This window comes from Bacillus cereus group sp. MYBK222-1, assembly GCF_051916425.1.
Classification (GTDB): domain Bacteria; phylum Bacillota; class Bacilli; order Bacillales; family Bacillaceae_G; genus Bacillus_A; species Bacillus_A paranthracis.
On sequence record NZ_JBQAGP010000013.1, the window covers coordinates 20,506 to 40,636 of the forward strand.

A 20,131-nucleotide genomic window follows, 5' to 3' on the forward strand; every position below is an offset into this window, starting at 1 on the left:
AAATATAGTGGCTTGCTCTTTATGTTGAGAGGGGTTTTGAAAATGATAGGTTTATTAGAGCAATTTTATAAAAATGAAGAGATCCAATCGGTCATTAATGGATTAGAAGATGGTTTAAAAGAGCAACTTGTATCAGGTATGGCAACCTCTTCTCGTTCGTTATTAATGGCGGCCTTATATAAAAAAACAAAAAAATCACAACTTATTGTGACGCATAATTTATATCAAGCACAAAAAGTACATGAAGATTTAGTGGCGTTACTTGGTGAAAAGGATGTATGGCTATATCCAGTAAATGAATTGATAGCATCAGAACTTGGTGTTGCAAGCCCAGAATTGAAGGCGCAACGTATTGAAGTGTTAAATCGCTTAGCTGCAGGAGAACATGGGATTATTGTAGCACCAGTTGCAGGACTACGCAGATTTTTACCAATGAAAGAGTTGTGGAAGCAAAGGCAAATCGAAATCAATCTAGGGCAAGAGATTGATTTAGATACATTCTTGCATACTTTACATCATATCGGCTATGAGCGTAAGTCTATGGTAGAAGCTCCTGGAGAATTTAGTTTACGCGGGGGAATATTAGATATTTATCCACTAACTGAAGAGCTACCATTTCGTATTGAATTTTTCGATACAGAAGTTGATTCTATTCGATTATTTGATGTGGATGAACAGCGCTCTCAAGATAAAAAAGAAAGTGTTAGATTTGGTCCAGCAACAGAGTTTTTATTTTCGCAGGAAGAATTGAAATCGGGAATTAAGCATCTTGAAGAAGGCCTGACTAAGACGATGCAAAAACTTTCCGATGATAAGTTGAAGACTACAGTGCTTGAGACGGTAAGTCATGAAATTGAGATGTTAAAAAACGGGCAAAGTATAGAACAGATGTTTAAATATTTATCTATTTTCTATAACGAACCTGCTAGTCTGATAGATTATTTACCAGAAGATGGTGTTGTGATTTTAGATGAGATTTCACGTATTCAAGAAACAGCATCACATCTTGAAACAGAAGAGGCGGAATGGTATATATCCCTTCTTGGTGAGGGAACAATTATTCAAGATTTAACTTTCTCTCATTCGTTTGAAGAATTTCTTCATCATAAAAAAAGAAGCTTTGTATATTTAACGTTATTCTTACGTCATATAGCACATACACATCCACAAAACATTGTGAATGTGACATGTAAAACAATGCAAGATTTCCATGGGCAGATGCAGTTGTTGAAAACTGAAATTGATAGATGGAACGAAGGGCATTTTACGACTGTTGTGCTAGGTACAGATGATGAACGTGTGAAAAAACTACAACATATTTTAAGTGATTATGATATTGAGGCAGATATTGTAGAGGGCACAGATATATTGTTGCCTGGAAGGTTACAAATTGCTGTAGGTGATTTGCATGCAGGATTTGAAATGCCGATGCAAAAGCTTGTTGTCATTACTGAAAAAGAGCTTTTTCATAAGAAAGTTAAAAAATCACAACGTAAGCAAAAGTTATCGAATGCTGAACGTATTAAAAGTTATTCGGAATTAAAAGTTGGGGATTATGTAGTTCATGTAAATCATGGTATAGGTAAATTCTTAGGTATTGAGACATTAGAGATTAACGGTGTTCATAAAGATTATCTAAACATTAAATATCAAGGTAATGATAAGTTATACGTTCCAATTGAACAAATTGACCAAGTGCAAAAATATGTAGGATCTGAAGGTAAGGATCCGAAAGTTTATAAACTGGGTGGAAATGATTGGAAGAAGGTCAAAACGAAAGTTGAAAAATCTGTACAAGACATTGCGGATGACCTAATTAAACTATATGCTGAGCGCGAAGCTTCAAAGGGTTATGCATATACACCAGATACAGCAGAACAGCAAGAATTTGAGTCGTCTTTCCCGTATCAAGAGACAGAGGATCAATTGCGTTCTATTGAAGAGATTAAAAAGGATATGGAACGCGGACGTCCAATGGATAGGCTTCTTTGTGGTGATGTAGGATATGGAAAGACGGAAGTAGCTATTCGTGCGGCGTTTAAAGCAATTATGGATGAAAAACAAGTTGCAATTTTAGTGCCGACAACGATCCTTGCACAACAACACTATGAAACAATTCGAGAGCGTTTTCAAGATTATCCAATCAATATAGGGTTATTAAGTAGATTCCGTACGAGAAAGCAGCAAAATGAAACCATTAAAGGTTTAAAAGATGGCACGGTAGATATTGTAATCGGAACGCATCGTATTTTATCTAAAGATGTTACTTATAAAGATTTAGGTCTTCTCATTATTGATGAAGAACAAAGATTTGGCGTAACGCATAAAGAAAAAATTAAACAATTAAAAGCAAATGTTGACGTATTAACATTAACGGCAACTCCGATTCCGCGTACGCTCCATATGTCTATGCTTGGTGTGCGTGATTTATCTGTTATTGAGACGCCGCCGGAAAATCGTTTCCCGGTTCAAACATATGTAGTAGAGTATAATCCAGCATTAATGCGAGAAGCGATAGAACGGGAGCTTGCAAGAGGTGGTCAAGTTTACTTCCTATATAATCGTGTAGAGGATATCGAACGAAAAGCAGATGAAATTTCGATGTTAGTTCCAGATGCGCGTGTAACTTATGCACATGGGAAAATGAACGAGAGTGAATTAGAGTCTGTTATGCTATCGTTTTTAGAAGGACAGCATGATGTTCTTGTAAGTACAACGATTATTGAGACGGGTGTAGATATTCCAAATGTAAATACATTAATTGTATTTGATGCAGATCGTATGGGATTATCGCAGTTGTATCAGCTTCGTGGGCGTGTTGGACGTTCTAATCGTGTTGCATATGCTTACTTTGCATACAAACGGGATAAAGTGTTATCGGAAGTTGCGGAGAAGCGCCTGCAAGCCATTAAGGAGTTCACAGAGCTTGGATCTGGTTTCAAAATTGCGATGCGAGATTTATCAATTCGTGGTGCTGGTAACTTGTTAGGAGCCGAACAACATGGATTTATTGATTCTGTCGGATTTGATTTATATTCTCAAATGTTAAAAGATGCAATTGAACAGCGTAGAGGAACAGACGGAGTTGAAAATACAGTTAATGTTGAAATTGATTTAGAAGTAGATGCATATTTACCGGATGCTTATATTTCTGATAGTAAACAAAAAATTATGATGTATAAACAGTTTAGAGGTGTTTCTGCAATTGAGGATATTGAAGAGTTGCAGGAAGAGATGATAGATAGATTTGGTGATTACCCGCAAGAAGTTGGTTACTTATTGCAAATCGCAAATATTAAAGTATTAGCAATGAAAGAACAAATTGAATTAATTAAGCAAAATAAATTTGAAGTAACAATTCTGTTCTCAGAACAAGCGAGTCAAAACATTGATGGCGGAAAATTATTCATGCTCGGAAATAGTTTTGGACGAATGATCGGTCTAGGAATGGAAGGATCACAATTGAAAATCGTCATGAAAACAAATGGCTTAGAGACATCGAAGTGGTTAACAATTGCTGAAAATTTATTAAAAGGCTTGCCAGATGTAAAAAAAGAAGTCATAAATGCCTAATATTAGATAAAAAAATGCAATTCGACGTGCATAGAAGAACTAATGTGTAAAATACTATGTCTAACAGTTGGTGATTTTTACATGAACAGGTAAATTCACCACTTTCATCATCAGTAGAAAGTGAGGCAGCATTAGAATGAAAGCAACTGGAATCGTACGTCGAATTGATGATTTAGGTAGGGTAGTAATCCCGAAGGAAATTCGTAGAACTTTACGTATTCGAGAAGGGGACCCACTAGAAATATTTGTAGATCGCGATGGAGAAGTAATTTTAAAGAAATATTCTCCAATTAGCGAGCTAGGTGATTTTGCAAAAGAATATGCAGATGCTTTATATGATAGCTTAGGACATAATGTGCTTGTATGTGATCGAGATTCTATTATCGCAGTATCAGGTGTATCAAAAAAAGAATACTTAAATAAAAGCGTTGGCGATCTAATTGAAAAAACGATGGAAGAAAGAAAGTCTGTTATTATGACGGACGAAAGTGATATTTCCATTATTGATGGTGTAACAGAAAAGGTTCATTCTTATACAGTTGGGCCGATTGTTGCAAATGGAGACCCAATTGGGGCTGTCATTATTTTTTCAAAAGAAGCGATTATAAGCGAAATAGAGCACAAGGCGGTCAATACTGCTGCCAGTTTCTTAGCGAAACAAATGGAACAGTAAAGGTGTATGATTTTAGAAGTAGCAATCTTTCCTAATTATGATATTTCTTCTTGAGAAATCAATTATTTGGAGATATATGTATATTGAATGAAGGTAGCGCTTTGCTACCTTTTTTCATTGAATATTTCTAACGTTGCACGAACGTATTCTTACTTGTGTAGGTAAGGAAGCTTGTCCTTTTCTTTATGATATAATACGAGGGGTGAGAATAGAAAAAGGAGTTTTCTTGCATGGAATCGAAGAAGTATCAAGCCTTTTGGCGTGGGGCTATTATATTAACAATCGCAAGTTTTGTTACAAAGGTATTAAGCGCCTTTTACCGTATTCCATATCAAAATATAGCGGGTGACGTTGGTTTTTATATTTACCAACAAATTTATCCATTTTATGGATTTTGTTTAATTTTAGCTACTTATGGGTTCCCTATTATAATTTCAAAAATGGTTGCGGAACGATTAGAGCGAGGGAAAAAACAAGAAGCAGAGGAAATTATTTGTGTATCTTTTTGGTTTTTATTAGGGATTGGTTTCATAGGATTTTTTACATTGTTCTTTGGTGCCGAAGCAATTGCGATAGCTATGGGCGATATACACTTAGATAAGCTATTACGCGTTATTTCCTTTTCATTCATATTGATGCCGTTTTTATCTGTAGCAAGAGGATATTTCCAGGGATTCAATAATATGATGCCAACAGCTGTTTCGCAAGTGATAGAACAAACGATTCGTGTTTCTATTATTGTATTTTTATCTCTATTCCTAATTGCTCACGAATTTGATTTATATACAGTTGGTGCAGGTGCTATGCTCGGTTCAATCGCAGGTGGATTGATTGGGATTATCGTACTTATACTTTATATGCGTCATGACTTTCGTTCTATATTCTTCAAAAGTGTAAAGAGGATTAAAGGGAAAAAGAAGATTATAAAAATCCTGTTTTGGCAGGGGTTAGCGATTTGTGTTAGTAACTTAGTACTTATTTTTATACAAATGGCTGATTCTATTTCTTTCTATTCTCTACTTATTGGAGCGGGAGAGCCGGTTGAAAGTGCAAAGGTGTTAAAAGGTGTTTATGACAGAAGTATCCCGCTTATGCAATTGGGTACTGTCGTGACAACTTCCTTCTCGTTGTCGCTTATTCCAATTATTACAGCAGCGAAGGAAAGAGGGGATCTTACCTTTATTCGAGAAAAGGTAAGGTTAGCGATGAAAATAACATTTGTTATCGGATTTGCAGCAGCCATTGGATTAACTTGTATTATCCAACCTACGAATATTATGTTGTTTGAAAATAGTGATGGGTCAGATATTTTATCTATTTTATCTTTATCTATTTTATTTAGTTCATTGTCGATTACAACTGCTTCTATTTTGCAAGGGTTAGGACAAACATTAAAACCAGCAATATTCGTTATATTTGGCGGTTGTTTAAAGTTAGCTTTAAATTATATATTAATGCCATATTTTAGTGTGAAGGGAGCTGCAATTGCGACGCTAGTTGCGTTAATTGTAATTTCTATACTAAATAGTGTATTACTTATGCGAGCTGTATCCGAATCGCTTATCGACAAACGGAATATGTTAGGTATAGTTATTAGTGGTATCGGTATGGGATTTGTACTAATAATGTTTATGCGTGTATTGCAAATGTCTGGATTAGTAATGGATACAAGTCATAGAGGTGTTGCAACACTTGAGGCGTTGTTAGGTGTAGCCATCGGCGGATTGGCATATATGTTTTTCATTTTAAAATTACGTGTATTTACAAAAACAGAAATAGGAACTGTTATGAAAAAAGAGAAAAAAGAAGGTTCATTGAAGAAGAGTGGATAGAGGTGACAGGTTGTGAGTGGAATCATTACTATTTTAGGATTAGGTGCTGGTGAATTAGATCAGTTAACGATGGGTGTATATAGAAAAATAAAAGAAGCAGATCACATGTTTGTTAGAACGAAGGAACATCCCGTTATAGAAGAGTTAGAGAAAGAAGGTATACGATATACTGCTTTTGACAATGTATATGAAGCACATGATACATTTGAAATTGTATATGAAACAATTGCGAATACATTGCTAAAACAAGCTGAAGGTGCAGAAATCATCTATGCTGTTCCAGGGCATCCACTTGTAGCGGAAAGAACGGTTCAGCTACTATTGGAAAAAAGTGAAGTAGCGAATATTGAAGTGCGAATTGAAGGTGGGCAAAGTTTCCTTGATCCTATGTTTGCAAGTCTTAAGATTGATCCGATTGAAGGATTCCAATTAATTGACGCTACATCATTTGAAAGAGGACAATTAGAATTACGTCAACACTTAATCTTTTGCCAGGTATATGACGCATTCGTTGCATCAGATGTGAAATTAACATTAATGGAGATGCTGCCAGATGATTATGAAGTGTATATCGTAACAGCTGCAGGGACTTCATTTGAGCAAGTGAAAAAGGTGCCGTTGTACATGTTAGATCATGAAACGGAGTTGAATAATTTAACGAGTGTGTACGTACCGCCAGTTCAGGAACGTGCGTCCTTGTATCAACAGTTTGATGTGCTTAGAGAAATTATTGCAGACCTTCGTGGACCGAATGGTTGCCCATGGGATAAAAAGCAAACACATCAATCTTTAAAGAAGTATTTAATTGAGGAAGCTTATGAAGTGCTAGAAGCAATTGATGAAGAGGATGATGATCACTTAGTAGAAGAACTGGGTGATGTATTATTACAAGTTATGCTTCATGCCCAAATCGGAGAGGACGAAGGTTGGTTCTCTATAGATGATATTATTCGAACTTTATCTGAGAAAATGGTTCGTCGTCATCCGCATGTATTTGGGAATACGGATGTAAATAATGCCGATGAAGTAATTGCCAATTGGGAAGAAATTAAAAAACAAGAAAAAGGGTTTGTAAAAGAATCTGTTTTAAATGGGGTTCCAAAAAGTTTGCCGCAGTTACTACGCGCTTATGAAATCCAGAAAAAAGCTGGTAAGGTTGGTTTCGATTGGGTTGATGTACAGCCGATGATAGAGAAAGCCTTAGAAGAATGGCAAGAGTTCCAACAAGAAGTTACAAACATGGATGAGGCGAAGATGTTAAGTGAATTTGGCGATTTACTATTTGCGTTTGTTAATATAGCTCGTCATTATAAAATAGATCCAGAAGAAGCGTTACGTTCAACAAATGAGAAATTCGTCAGTCGTTTTTTATACATGGAAGCAAAGGTAGCTGAAATGAAGAAAGAGATGCAAGATTTATCATTAGAGCAGTTAGATATTTTCTGGGAAGAGGCAAAACAAACAGAGCGTTAATAGGGGGATTTAATATGCGTCTAGATAAGTTTTTAAAAGTATCACGTTTAATTAAAAGAAGAACATTGGCGAAAGAAGTAGCTGATCAAGGAAGAATATCCATTAATGGTCAAGTGGCAAAAGCAAGTTCAGATGTAAAAGTAGCTGATGAATTAACAATTCGTTTTGGTCAAAAAATAGTAACTGTAAAAATAAATGAATTGAAAGAAACGACTAAAAAAGAAGATGCAGCAAATATGTATAGCTTAGTTCGTGAAGAAAAAGTAAAGGCCGAAGAAGGCTTGTTCTAAAATTGATTATCCCTTCATACATTACTATTAGCTAGTATAAATGTATGGGGGGATTTACGTGAATAATGGTTACTCACCTATGTCTTCTAATCAACAAAATGTTTCTGTAGAGCATGATATTATTATGCGTGGCAGACGTGTAATTGATATTACCGGTGTAAAGCAGGTAGAGAGTTTTGATAGCGAAGAGTTTTTACTTGAGACTGTAATGGGCTTTTTAACAATTCGCGGTCAAAATTTGCAAATGAAAAATTTAGATGTAGAAAAAGGTGTTGTATCGATTAAAGGGAAAGTTCATGAAATGCTGTATATTGATGAGAATCAAGGGGAGAAAACTAAAGGCTTCTTTAGTAAGTTGTTTAAATGAGTCTAACAATTCAGTTGTATACGATGCTCTCAATGATCGGAATGGGTGCTTGGATTGGAGCGTCTTTAGATACATACCAACGATTTTTAAAACGTCAAGAACGTAAGCGTTGGATTGTATTTATACATGATATACTATTTTGGATTGTCCAAGCATTATTCGTTTTTTACGTATTACTTCTTGTAAATGAAGCTGAACTACGTATATATGTATTTTTAGCATTATTATGTGGTTTTGCGGCATATCAAAGCATGTTGAAAGCAATATACATGAGACTGTTAAATTTTCTCATCTATATTTTTGTGCAAACAACACACTTTTTTGTTCAAATTATACAGCTACTCATGATAAAACCTGTTATTATTATAGCGCAGCTATTTATTGCATTTATATTATTCTTATTTCGTATACTGCTTTCAATTGGACATGTGTTATGGAAAATGGTGATTTGGATATTACTTTTCATATGGAAAGTTTTTTTCTGGCCTGTTCGATTTATTGCTTCGCTCATATGGAAACTTCTCCCTAATCGTGTTAAACTTTTTATAATGAAGCATGTAGGGTTCCTGCAATATATAGCAAAATTGAAGGGACATATCTTCCAATTATGGGAGCGTATAAAAAAGAAGTTAGGGGGACCTCGGAAATGAGGGAACTGAGACAAAGAACAATCGAAAAACAGAGTCCAAATCCTGTTAAAGAGCATATAATACAAACGGATGAGAACAGGAAGCGACTTTATCGCCGTTTAGCGGTTTTTCTTGTCTTTGCTTTTACAATTATTGCGAGTATTAGTGTAACGTTTTATCAACAAAACAGTTCCATTAAAGCAAAAGAAGCAAAAGTTAAGGACATGAAAAAAGAACTGGATTCATTAACGAACAAAGAAAAGAGTCTAAAAGACGAAGTTCAAAAGTTAAATGATGAAGAGTACGTATTAAAGATTGCTAGAAGGGATTATTTCTTCTCTGGAAAAGGGGAGATAATTTTTCCTGTTTCTAAGTAGAGTATGTCTTATTGACACTATATTTTAGGATTATATATAATAAAGTAAAATTTGACTTTTTAACCACTAAGGAGGAGCATTTTTTTTATGTCAATCGAGGTAGGCAGCAAGTTACAGGGTAAAGTAACAGGTATTACAAATTTTGGGGCTTTTGTGGAGCTGCCAGAAGGCTTAACGGGTCTTGTTCATATTAGTGAAGTTGCTGATAATTATGTGAAAGATATTAACGATCACTTAAAAGTGGGCGACCAAGTAGAAGTAAAAGTTATTAACGTTGAAAAAGATGGTAAGATTGGTCTATCTATTAAAAAAGCGAAAGAGCGTGAAAAAACAGAAGGAGATCGTCCACGTGGTGAATACCAACGCGGTGGTGATCAACAACGTTCTGGACGTCCACAACGTAATCGTTCTTTCAACAGAGATAACCGTGGTGGCGGTAACGACCGTGCTCCAAAAGAAACATTCGAGCAAAAGATGGCACGTTTCTTAAAGGATAGCGAAGATCGTTTAACTTCTTTAAAGCGTAACACTGAATCTAAACGTGGTGGCCGTGGCGCACGTCGCGGATAATAAGAACGTTTAATTCTTAGAATATAGAGAGGTGCCCAGGGCGATTGCTCAGGGTGCTTTTTTATATGTGAAAATATATTTTTAAAAAAGTTTTCAAGATGTGTTGACTTTAAATTATATCTGAGGTAAGATACTAATTGTCCGTTAAATAAGACGACATGGCGGTGTAGCTCAGCTGGCTAGAGCGTACGGTTCATACCCGTGAGGTCGGGGGTTCGATCCCCTCCGCCGCTATATTTAATTTAACGGCCCGTTGGTCAAGTGGTTAAGACACCGCCCTTTCACGGCGGTAACACGGGTTCGAATCCCGTACGGGTCATCTAAAAAGATCATGCAAATGCGCATGATCTTTTTTTGTTAAATAAATTAAGACATACAACACTTCTACAAAATCACCCTATATTTTCTGAATGTTCGATTAAAATATTAAAAATAAAATACATACTGTGTATATATGTAGAGTTATTTCGAATAAAAAGTCGAACGATTATAAAAGTGAAAACTGTTGTTTTGACAAAAATCCCAATAATCATCTTTTATAATGACAGTAACTAAACTATGCAGGTGGTGTTAAAAATATGCCTAAAGCAGGAAGGAATACTATGAATACAAGTGCATTGGCAATGAATGAAGGTCAGCTTGGAGGAGTAAAGTGGACGAGTAAGTTGCGAATGAAGTTTGAGCAAGTTTTCTTTAGATGGGGATTCATTATTGTTGTTATTGGTTTTCTTTTGGGACGAGCATATATATTAACAAACATTTTACCGTTTGCACTACCGTTTTTTGCTGCTGTTTATGTTATGAAGCGGGATAAAATGCCGCTCGCATTCTTGGCCCTAATGGGGGGCGCACTTTCAGTTTCGATAGATAATTTATTCTTTACCTTTGCATCTATTTTTACTTTCTTCATTTATAATATCTTCTTTAGTCGGTTTACACGTAAAACTGTTGGACTTGTACCATTCCAAGTATTTATCTCCGCATTAACTGCACATTTAGTTGTCGTATATTTTGCACAACAAACTGTTACCATGTACGATTTACTCGTTAGTACGATTGAGGCAGGGCTTAGCTTCGTATTAACTATGATATTTTTACAAAGTGTCCCGCTTTTAGTAGAAAGAAAAGGGAAACAACAAGCGTTAGAGACAGAAGAAATTGTTTGTTTAATTATATTACTAGCATCTGTTTTAACTGGTACAACAGATTGGTTCATATATGACGCTTCTATTCAACATATTTTTACTAGGTATTTAGTGCTTGTGTTTGCGTTTATCGCAGGAGCGGCTACAGGATCTACAGTAGGGGTCGTCACTGGGTTAATATTAAGCTTAGCAAATGTCTCTAGTTTGTCCCAACTTAGTCTGCTTGCCTTTTCTGGATTGCTTGGTGGTTTGTTAAAAGAAGGGAAACGCTTAGGTGTTAGTTTAGGTTTATTAATTGGGACAAGCTTGATTACGCTATATGTAGACAAGCAAACAAACATTGTGACAACTTTAATTGAATCTGGTGTGGCGATTGCTTTCTTTTTATTAACACCGAAACTTGTTATGGATCGTATTGCTAAATTTATGCCAGGCACACAGGAGCATTCGCAAGATCAACAACAGTATTTAAGAAGAATGCGTGATGTTACAGCGAATAAAATCAATCAATTTGCCAATGTATTTGCTGCTTTATCTAATAGCTTTTCTGTATATGGATATGTGGAGGAGGAAGATAAAGAGACGGAGGCAGATTTGTTCTTAAGTACAATTACTGCAAAAACATGTCAAACATGCTTTAAAAAGGACCAATGCTGGGTAGTTAATTTCGATAAAACGTATGATTATATGAAACAAATAATGAGTGAAACGGAAGAAGGAACTCTGCAGCATAATCGGAAGTTAGTTCGTGAATGGGACAAGCATTGCGTAAGAGGCAAGAAAGTGACGGATTTAGTAGCGGGTGAATTAGATCACTTCTATGAGGGACAAAAATTACGAAAACAAATGAAAGAAAATCGTAGAATAGTAGCGGAGCAATTGTTAGGTGTATCAAAAGTTATGGAGGATTTTGCTAAGGAGATACAAAGAGAAAGGGAAAATCATCAAGTACAGGAAGAACAGATTCTGCAAGCGTTTCGTGATTTTGGTGTAGAAATAGAGCATGTTGATATTTATTGTTTAGATAGAGGAAGTATTGATATTGAAATGTTGATTCCAGTTGCATCTAATGAACATGGAGAGTGTGAAAAATTAGTTGCACCAATGCTTTCTGATATCCTGAAGGAAAACATAGTTGTGAAACATGAAGAAAAATCTTCTTATCCGAATGGGCACAGTTTAATATCATTTGGTTCAGCAAAAACGTATTCCCTTGATACCGGCTTGGCCACAGCCGCGAAAGGCGGTGGGTTTGTTTCGGGTGATTCTTATGCGATGATGGATTTAAGTGTTGGGAAATATGCCCTTGCAATTAGTGATGGTATGGGAAATGGGCAAAGAGCTCATATGGAGAGTAAAGAAACGGTGAAATTATTACAAAAAATACTTCAATCAGGTATTGATGAAGAAATAGCGATTAAGTCTATTAACTCTATTCTTTCTTTAAGAACAACAGAAGAGATGTTTACGACGTTAGATTTAGCTATGGTAGATTTACGGGATGCGAGTGCGAAGTTTTTAAAGATTGGATCGACGCCGAGTTTTGTTAAACGCGCAAATAATATTTTGAAAATTGAAGCAAGTAATTTACCAATGGGAATTATCGAGGATGTTGAAGTTGATGTAGTGGGTGAGCAATTAAAAACAGGTGATATTCTTATTATGATGAGTGATGGGATTTTTGAGGGCGCGCAGCATGTGGAGAATCACGAGTTATGGATGAAGCGGAAAATTAAAGAGTTACAAACTGAAGATCCGCAAGAAATTGCTGATATCATTATGGAAGAGGTGATTCGATCTGGCGATGGTTATATAAATGATGATATGACTATTGTAGTAGCGAAAGTGAAGAAAAATATGCCGAAGTGGGCTACCATTCCAATTGTAGGAATGCAAGCGCAATAAAGTGAAACTTGAAGTGTAATGTTTCTTTCTAAAAACCTAGGTGAATACCTAGGTTTTTTTGCTTTAAAAGATAATGTTATTATTTTTGTGAATATATACGGATGATGTAAGATAAAAATGTAATTTTTGTATATCTTTTTTTTGCACAATGTTTGTAAAAGTTGTACCATTATAAACAAGGTAACTAACGTTGCTGTTCTTGTTTAATGAAAGGTGATTACGAAGTTGAAAGATACATTTGTTGAAAAGGTAGATGACTTTGTAAAGCAGCATGATGTATTAAAGGAACGCTCAACAATTGTTGTAGGGGTTTCTGGTGGTCCTGACTCTTTGGCTCTTCTATATTATTTGTTAGAAAAAAGAGCGGCAAAACAGTTTGAAATTGTAGTGGCGCATGTGGATCACATGTTTAGAGGTGATGAATCTCATGAGGACCTACAGTTTGTGCAGGACCTTTGTAAAGGACTGGGAGTTATTTGCGAAACGATAAGAATTAATGTGTCGCAATATCAACAGCAATACGGGATGAATGCACAGGTTGCTGCTAGAGAATGCAGATATGCATTTTTGGAAAGAATAATGAAGAAATATGATGCGAGATATGTAGCCCTTGGACATCATGGTGATGACCAAGTAGAGACGATTTTAATGCGTCTTGTACGAGGGAGTACTCCGAAAGGATATGCAGGAATTGCAGTGAAGCGTCCTTTTCATAATGGATATTTAATTAGGCCGTTACTTGGAGTAACAAAGGAAGAAATTGTTGATTACTGTAATAAGCTGAAAATAATTCCTCGTATAGATCCAAGTAATAAAAAGGAAGTATATACAAGGAATCGATTACGTAAATATGTTCTTCCTCATTTGAAAGAAGAAAACCCACAAGTGCATGAGAAATTCCAAAAATTTAGCATGCAGATGCAAGAGGATGAGGCGTATTTGCAGGAATTAGCTTTTGAGAAAATGAATAAAGTAATTACAAAAAAAAGTGATAAACAAATTAGCTTATCAATTCCTGCCTTTGAATCCATGTCTATGCCTTTACAAAGAAGAGGGATTCAACTAATATTAAACTATCTTTATGAATATAAGATTCCATCTTCTCTTTCCTCTATACATATTGACAAAGTGATTGAGTTTTTTAAGCGGACACAACCTTCGGGTTCACTTGATTTCCCAGGTGATTTGAAAATTGTTCGCGCATATGAGGAGTGTAGCTTTGGATTTAAACAAGAAATTGTTTCTCCTTTCTTACAAGATTTATCAGTTCCTGGGACAATTACGCTATCGAACGGGGATAAACTTGTAACAGAGGTGAGCGAAGATATACCAAGTGACATGAATGAAACAGTATTTGTTGCTAAGTATAATGATATATCATATCCACTTCGTATTCGGTCTAGAGAAAATGGAGATCGCATGTCAATACAAGGTATGAATGGCACTAAAAAGATAAAAGCTATTTTTATCGAAGCAAAAGTACCAAGAGAAAAAAGAGAAGAATGGCCGGTCGTTTGTGATGCAAGTGGGAATGTTATTTGGTTACCCTTGTTGAAGCGATCTGCATTTGCTATCTCAAAAGAGACAGCAAAGAAGGATAAATATATGATTATTCACTACAAAAGCAAGGAGTCTTCCGGGAGGATAATGAAATGATGAATCAAGATATCGAAAAAGTATTAATTTCTGAAGAGCAAATACAAGAAAAGGTGCTCGAATTAGGCGCAATTATTGCAGAGGATTATAAAAACACAGTACCTCTTGCGATTGGTGTACTAAAGGGTGCAATGCCATTCATGGCAGATTTATTAAAGAGAACAGATACATATCTTGAAATGGATTTTATGGCTGTATCTAGTTACGGTCACTCAACTGTTTCAACAGGCGAAGTGAAAATTTTAAAAGACCTTGATACTTCTGTAGAAGGTCGCGATATTTTAATCGTTGAAGATATTATTGATAGCGGTCTTACGCTAAGTTACTTAGTAGACCTATTTAAATATCGTAAAGCGAAGTCTGTAAAAATCGTTACGTTATTAGATAAACCAACAGGCCGTAAGGTAGATTTGAAAGCGGATTATGTTGGGTTTACTGTACCGCATGAATTTGTTGTAGGATATGGATTAGATTATAAAGAGCAGTACCGTAATCTTCCTTATGTAGGAGTATTAAAACCAAGCGTTTACTCAAATTAATTAAATACAGGCGTCACAATTGTATAGGAAAGTTTTTCTATGTTACGATTTACTATAGTGTTTATGCCGTGAGAGGAGGTTAGGAATGAATCGTATCTTCCGTAATACCATCTTTTATTTACTGATATTCCTAGTAGTAATTGGAATCGTGAGCTATTTTAATGGTTCGACACAAAAAACGACATCAGTTAGCTACGATAAATTCATTACTAAACTAGAAAAAGGTGAAGTGCGTAATGTGCAGCTTCAACCGAAAAATGGTGTGTTTGAAGTAAAAGGACAATTTAATAACTCTAGCCAGGGAGAACAATTTGTTACTTATGCACCAAATACTGAGGAATTACAAAAGAAAATTAATGATAAAGCGCAAGGTGCTGAAGTTAAGTATCAACCAGCAGAAGAAACAAGTGCTTGGGTAACCTTCTTTACTTCTATCATCCCGTTTGTCATTATCTTCATTTTATTCTTCTTCTTATTAAACCAAGCTCAGGGCGGCGGTAGCCGTGTTATGAACTTCGGGAAAAGTAAGGCGAAGTTATATAATGACGAAAAGAAAAAAGTTCGTTTCAGAGATGTTGCTGGAGCAGATGAAGAGAAACAAGAGCTTGTTGAGGTAGTTGAATTCTTGAAAGATCCTCGTAAGTTTGCTGAAGTTGGTGCCCGTATTCCGAAGGGTGTTCTATTAGTGGGACCTCCAGGTACAGGTAAAACTTTACTAGCACGTGCCGTTGCGGGTGAGGCAGGCGTTCCGTTCTTCTCTATCAGTGGTTCTGATTTCGTAGAGATGTTCGTCGGTGTCGGTGCATCACGTGTACGTGATTTATTCGAAAACGCAAAGAAAAATGCTCCTTGCATCATTTTCATTGATGAAATTGATGCGGTAGGACGTCAACGTGGCGCTGGTCTTGGTGGTGGCCATGATGAGCGTGAACAAACGTTAAACCAATTGCTTGTTGAAATGGATGGATTCGGTGCCAACGAAGGTATTATTATCATCGCTGCGACAAACCGTCCTGATATTCTTGACCCAGCATTATTACGTCCAGGTCGTTTTGACCGTCAAATTACAGTAGATCGTCCAGATGTAAATGGCCGTGAAGCTGTACTGAAAGTGCATGCTCGTAATAAACCGCTTGATGAGAATATCAACTTAAGAGCAATTGCAACTCGTACACCAGGATTCTCTGGTGCCGATCTTGAAAACTTATTAAACGAAGCTGCTTTAGTAGCTGCGCGTCAAGATAAGAAGAAAATTGATATGAGTGACATTGATGAAGCGACGGATCGTGTTATTGCAGGTCCGGCTAAGAAAAGTCGTGTTATCTCTGAAAAAGAACGTAATATCGTTGCTTTCCATGAAGCGGGCCACACTGTAATTGGTGTTGTCCTTGATGAAGCTGATGTCGTTCATAAAGTAACAATTGTCCCTCGTGGTCAAGCTGGTGGATATGCAGTAATGCTTCCAAAAGAAGATCGTTACTTCATGACAAAACCAGAGTTACTTGATAAAATCACTGGTTTACTTGGTGGTCGAGTAGCTGAAGAGATTGTATTTGGTGAAGTAAGTACAGGTGCTCATAATGACTTCCAACGTGCGACTGGTATTGCAAGACGTATGGTAACGGAATTTGGTATGAGTGATAAGCTTGGACCAATGCAATTTGGTAGCTCACAAGGTGGTCAAGTGTTCTTAGGAAGAGACTTCCATTCAGAACAAAACTATAGTGATGCGATTGCACACGAAATCGATATGGAAATGCAAACGATTATGAAAGAATGTTATGCTCGTGCAAAACAAATTCTTACTGACAATCGTGATAAACTAGATCTTATTGCGAAAACGTTACTTGAAGTAGAAACGTTAGATGCAGAGCAAATCAATCATTTATGTGACTATGGCAGATTGCCAGAACGTCCAACATCTTCAGCTGATGTGAAAGTAAACATCAACATGAAGAAGGACGATGAAGAATCAGAAGATAAGTAAGAAGAGATGAAGGAGTGACGATAGTCACTCCTTTTTTATTTGTAGAAGGGAACTAAGTAGAAAAAGAATTTAAATAAATCTGGTACTAAAAATTGAAATAGGGAGTAATCTTTTTGTAAAATGATGAGGATAGAAAAGCTGATTATATAAGTATGTGTGATATGATGTTTTTATAAGTTTTATACATACTGCACAAATATAGATTAAATAAGATAAGTGGTGAGAATATGATTTTTGTATTGGATGTAGGGAACACAAATGCTGTACTGGGCGTGTTTGAAGAGGGGGAACTTCGTCAACATTGGCGCATGGAAACAGATCGTCATAAGACAGAAGATGAATATGGAATGCTTGTAAAACAGTTGCTTGAGCATGAGGGTCTTTCGTTTGAAGATGTGAAAGGTATTATCGTGTCTTCAGTCGTACCACCAATTATGTTTGCTTTAGAGCGCATGTGTGAAAAGTATTTTAAAATTAAGCCGCTTGTAGTAGGTCCTGGAATAAAAACGGGGCTAAATATTAAATATGAAAATCCACGTGAAGTAGGTGCGGATCGAATCGTAAATGCAGTAGCAGGAATCCACTTATATGGAAGTCCGCTTATTATTGTCGATTTTGGTACGGCTACTACATATTGTTATATTAACGAAGAAAAGCATTATATGGGTGGAGTTATTACACCAGGAATTATGATTTCAGCAGAGGCTTTATATAGTAGAGCGGCAAAACTTCCTCGTATTGAAATTACAAAACCAAGCAGTGTAGTTGGGAAGAATACGGTAAGTGCGATGCAATCCGGTATTCTTTATGGTTATGTTGGACAAGTGGAAGGTATTGTTAAGCGCATGAAAGAGGAAGCTAAACAAGAACCAAAAGTTATTGCAACAGGTGGATTAGCGAAATTAATTTCAGAAGAATCGAATGTAATTGATGTTGTAGATCCATTCTTAACATTAAAAGGTTTGTATATGTTATACGAGCGTAATGCAAATTTACAGCATGAGAAAGGTGAATAAATAAGTATGAAAGATTATTTAGTAAAAGCGTTAGCATTTGATGGGGAAGTGCGTGCGTATAGTGTACGTACTACAAACACGGTAAGCGAGGCGCAAAGACGTCATGATACATGGAGAACAGCTTCAGCGGCACTTGGTCGTTCTTTAACTGCAGGTACAATGATGGGGGCAATGTTAAAAGGTGACCAAAAGCTAACAATTAAGGTAGAAGGAAATGGTCCGATTGGTCCTATCTTAGTAGATGCTCATGCAAATGGAGATGTACGTGGTTATGTAACGAATCCACATGTTGACTTTGAAGGAACAGAACAAGGGAAATTACGTGTATATCAAGCGGTAGGTACTGAAGGATTTGTAACGGTAATTAAAGATATTGGTATGCGTGAGCCGTTTATTGGTCAATCTCCAATTGTTTCAGGAGAATTAGGAGAAGACTTCACGTATTATTTTGCAGTTTCTGAGCAGACGCCTTCTTCTGTAGGTGTTGGTGTCCTTGTAAATGGAGACGATAGCATATTAGCGGCAGGTGGATTTATCCTTCAAATTATGCCGGGTGCACAGGAAGAGACAATTTCATTCATTGAAGAGCGTTTGCAGAAGATTCCTCCTGTATCAACATTGATCGAACAAGGGCTTTCTCCAGAAGAGTTACTGTATGCAGTCCTTGGAGAAGATAAGGTAAAAGTATTAGAAACGATGGATGTTCAATTTAATTGCACATGCTCACGCGAACGTATCGAGAGTGTGTTAATTAGTTTAGGTAAAACGGAGTTAGAGCAAGTTCGTGAAGAAGAAGAAGAAACAGAAGTTCATTGTCACTTCTGTAATGAGCGATACAAGTTCTCTAAAGAAGATATTACAAATTTAATTGAGAATTTGTAATAAGGGAATTTACCCTCTAAATACATTGACAAACAGGGAATTTTCTGACAAAATCTAAATATAGACAAAACCAATAAAAATACTCGGTGTTAGGAGTGACAGGAATGCGAGTGGCACAATCAGTTTCAGAATTAATCGGGAAAACGCCGATCGTTAAGTTGAACCGCATCGTAGAATCAGACAGCGCAGATATATACTTAAAATTAGAATTTATGAATCCGGGGAGCAGCGTTAAAGATCGTATCGCATTAGCTATGATTGAAGATGCTGAGAAAAAAGGATTATTAAAAGAAGGCGATACAATCATTGAGCCGACAAGTGGTAACACAGGAATTGGTTTAGCGATGGTAGCAGCTGCTAAAGGATATAAGGCAATTTTAGTAATGCCAGAAACAATGAGCGTTGAGCGTCGCAATTTATTACGTGCTTATGGCGCTGAATTAGTATTGACTCCAGGGCCTGAAGGAATGGGTGGAGCAATTCGTAAAGCGACTGAATTAGCAAAAGAGAATGGTTACTTTATACCACAACAGTTCAAAAACCAATCGAATCCAGAAATTCACCGTTTAACAACAGGTCCAGAAATTGTTGAACAAATGGGCGACCAATTAGATGCGTTTATTGCAGGTATTGGTACGGGTGGAACGATTACTGGTGCTGGTGAAGTGCTGAAGGAAGCATATAAAGATATTAAAATTTATGCAGTAGAACCTGCGGATTCACCAGTGTTATCTGGTGGAAAACCGGGTCCACATAAAATCCAAGGAATTGGGGCTGGATTTGTTCCAGAAACATTGGATGTAGAAGTATATGATGAAATCATTCAAGTGAAAACAGAGCAAGCGTTCGAATACGCAAGAAGAGTGGCTAAAGAGGAAGGTATTTTAGTTGGTATCTCTTCAGGAGCAGTTATTTATGCAGCGACAGAAGTTGCGAAAAAGTTAGGTAAAGGGAAAAAGGTACTTGTTATTATCCCAAGTAACGGTGAACGTTATTTAAGTACACCACTTTATCAATTTGAGTCTTAATTATATGTGATTGAAAAAGCATCCTTGAAAAAGGATGCTTTTTCTTTTTGGATTGGAAATAGGAAAAGAGTGAATGACTAGAAAACTTCATGTAAAATAAGAGGTAGTATCATTAATTTATTTTCACTAGCCTTCGAGTATAACTCTTCTATATACATAACGAATGTAGTTTGAAGTGGTTAATATAAG

16 protein-coding genes and 2 tRNA genes are annotated in these 20,131 nt (G+C 36.4%); all 18 read left to right on the plus strand.

Annotation, left to right across the window (positions count from 1 at the left end; translation table 11 throughout):
• The first annotated feature begins 42 nt into the window (after nt 1-42).
• The 18 genes from mfd to cysK all read left to right on the plus strand — a co-directional run bounded on the left by mfd (nt 43) and on the right by cysK (nt 19,942).
• Nucleotides 43-3,573: a transcription-repair coupling factor gene (mfd, locus tag ACTFR9_RS27060; RefSeq protein WP_000579713.1), complete on the plus strand. Its 3,531-nt coding sequence runs from the start codon at nt 43-45 to the stop codon at nt 3,571-3,573.
• Between the two features lie 136 nt (nt 3,574-3,709).
• Complete coding sequence (spoVT, locus tag ACTFR9_RS27065) at nt 3,710-4,246, plus strand: stage V sporulation protein T (RefSeq protein ID WP_000648302.1); 537 nt, start codon at nt 3,710-3,712, stop codon at nt 4,244-4,246.
• A gap of 230 nt (nt 4,247-4,476) precedes the next feature.
• Nucleotides 4,477-6,078, plus strand: a complete 1,602-nt coding sequence (locus tag ACTFR9_RS27070) for a putative polysaccharide biosynthesis protein (RefSeq protein WP_229136863.1) — start codon at nt 4,477-4,479, stop codon at nt 6,076-6,078.
• Nucleotides 6,079-6,090: 12 nt separating this feature from the next.
• A complete protein-coding gene (mazG, locus tag ACTFR9_RS27075) occupies nt 6,091-7,551 on the plus strand; it encodes a nucleoside triphosphate pyrophosphohydrolase (protein WP_071743058.1) in 1,461 nt (486 codons plus the stop codon).
• A 14-nt stretch (nt 7,552-7,565) separates the two neighbouring features.
• Nucleotides 7,566-7,841 (plus strand): RNA-binding S4 domain-containing protein, encoded by a 276-nt coding sequence (locus tag ACTFR9_RS27080; protein WP_001234876.1) that lies wholly within the window; start codon nt 7,566-7,568, stop codon nt 7,839-7,841.
• Nucleotides 7,842-7,899: 58 nt separating this feature from the next.
• Nucleotides 7,900-8,208 carry a sporulation protein YabP gene (yabP, locus tag ACTFR9_RS27085; protein WP_001059101.1) on the plus strand — a complete coding sequence of 103 codons (309 nt, stop codon included), beginning with the start codon at nt 7,900-7,902 and terminating at the stop codon, nt 8,206-8,208.
• On the plus strand, nt 8,205-8,858 hold the full coding sequence (gene yabQ, locus ACTFR9_RS27090) for a spore cortex biosynthesis protein YabQ (protein ID WP_000059762.1): 654 nt from the start codon (nt 8,205-8,207) through the stop codon (nt 8,856-8,858). Before yabP ends, yabQ begins: the two co-directional genes overlap by 4 nt.
• On the plus strand, nt 8,855-9,214 hold the full coding sequence (gene divIC / locus ACTFR9_RS27095; RefSeq protein WP_001208736.1) for a cell division protein DivIC: 360 nt from the start codon (nt 8,855-8,857) through the stop codon (nt 9,212-9,214). The genes yabQ and divIC overlap by 4 nt, the downstream gene beginning before the upstream one ends.
• Before the next feature lie 87 nt (nt 9,215-9,301).
• Nucleotides 9,302-9,784 carry a S1 domain-containing RNA-binding protein gene (locus ACTFR9_RS27100; RefSeq protein WP_000021452.1) on the plus strand — a complete coding sequence of 161 codons (483 nt, stop codon included), beginning with the start codon at nt 9,302-9,304 and terminating at the stop codon, nt 9,782-9,784.
• 160 nt (nt 9,785-9,944) lie between these two features.
• A tRNA-Met gene (locus ACTFR9_RS27105) sits at nt 9,945-10,018 on the plus strand.
• Nucleotides 10,019-10,031: 13 nt separating this feature from the next.
• A tRNA-Glu gene (locus ACTFR9_RS27110) sits at nt 10,032-10,103 on the plus strand.
• Nucleotides 10,104-10,362: 259 nt separating this feature from the next.
• Complete coding sequence (gene spoIIE, locus ACTFR9_RS27115; RefSeq protein WP_001123528.1) at nt 10,363-12,834, plus strand: stage II sporulation protein E; 2,472 nt, start codon at nt 10,363-10,365, stop codon at nt 12,832-12,834.
• Between the two features lie 225 nt (nt 12,835-13,059).
• Nucleotides 13,060-14,490, plus strand: coding sequence for a tRNA lysidine(34) synthetase TilS (gene tilS, locus ACTFR9_RS27120; RefSeq protein ID WP_000655447.1), 1,431 nt, complete (start codon nt 13,060-13,062; stop codon nt 14,488-14,490).
• Nucleotides 14,487-15,029, plus strand: coding sequence for a hypoxanthine phosphoribosyltransferase (gene hpt, locus ACTFR9_RS27125; protein ID WP_000981838.1), 543 nt, complete (start codon nt 14,487-14,489; stop codon nt 15,027-15,029). The genes tilS and hpt overlap by 4 nt, the downstream gene beginning before the upstream one ends.
• An 85-nt stretch (nt 15,030-15,114) precedes the next feature.
• A complete protein-coding gene (ftsH, locus tag ACTFR9_RS27130) occupies nt 15,115-17,016 on the plus strand; it encodes an ATP-dependent zinc metalloprotease FtsH (RefSeq protein WP_001079659.1) in 1,902 nt (633 codons plus the stop codon).
• Between the two features lie 227 nt (nt 17,017-17,243).
• The gene (locus ACTFR9_RS27135; protein WP_000578367.1) at nt 17,244-18,032 is read left to right on the plus strand and encodes a type III pantothenate kinase; all 789 of its coding nucleotides are present in this window, start codon (nt 17,244-17,246) and stop codon (nt 18,030-18,032) included.
• Nucleotides 18,033-18,038: 6 nt separating this feature from the next.
• On the plus strand, nt 18,039-18,914 hold the full coding sequence (gene hslO / locus ACTFR9_RS27140) for a redox-regulated molecular chaperone HslO (RefSeq protein ID WP_000656366.1): 876 nt from the start codon (nt 18,039-18,041) through the stop codon (nt 18,912-18,914).
• Between the two features lie 104 nt (nt 18,915-19,018).
• Complete coding sequence (gene cysK, locus ACTFR9_RS27145; RefSeq protein ID WP_061536306.1) at nt 19,019-19,942, plus strand: cysteine synthase A; 924 nt, start codon at nt 19,019-19,021, stop codon at nt 19,940-19,942.
• The last annotated feature ends 189 nt before the right edge of the window (nt 19,943-20,131 follow it).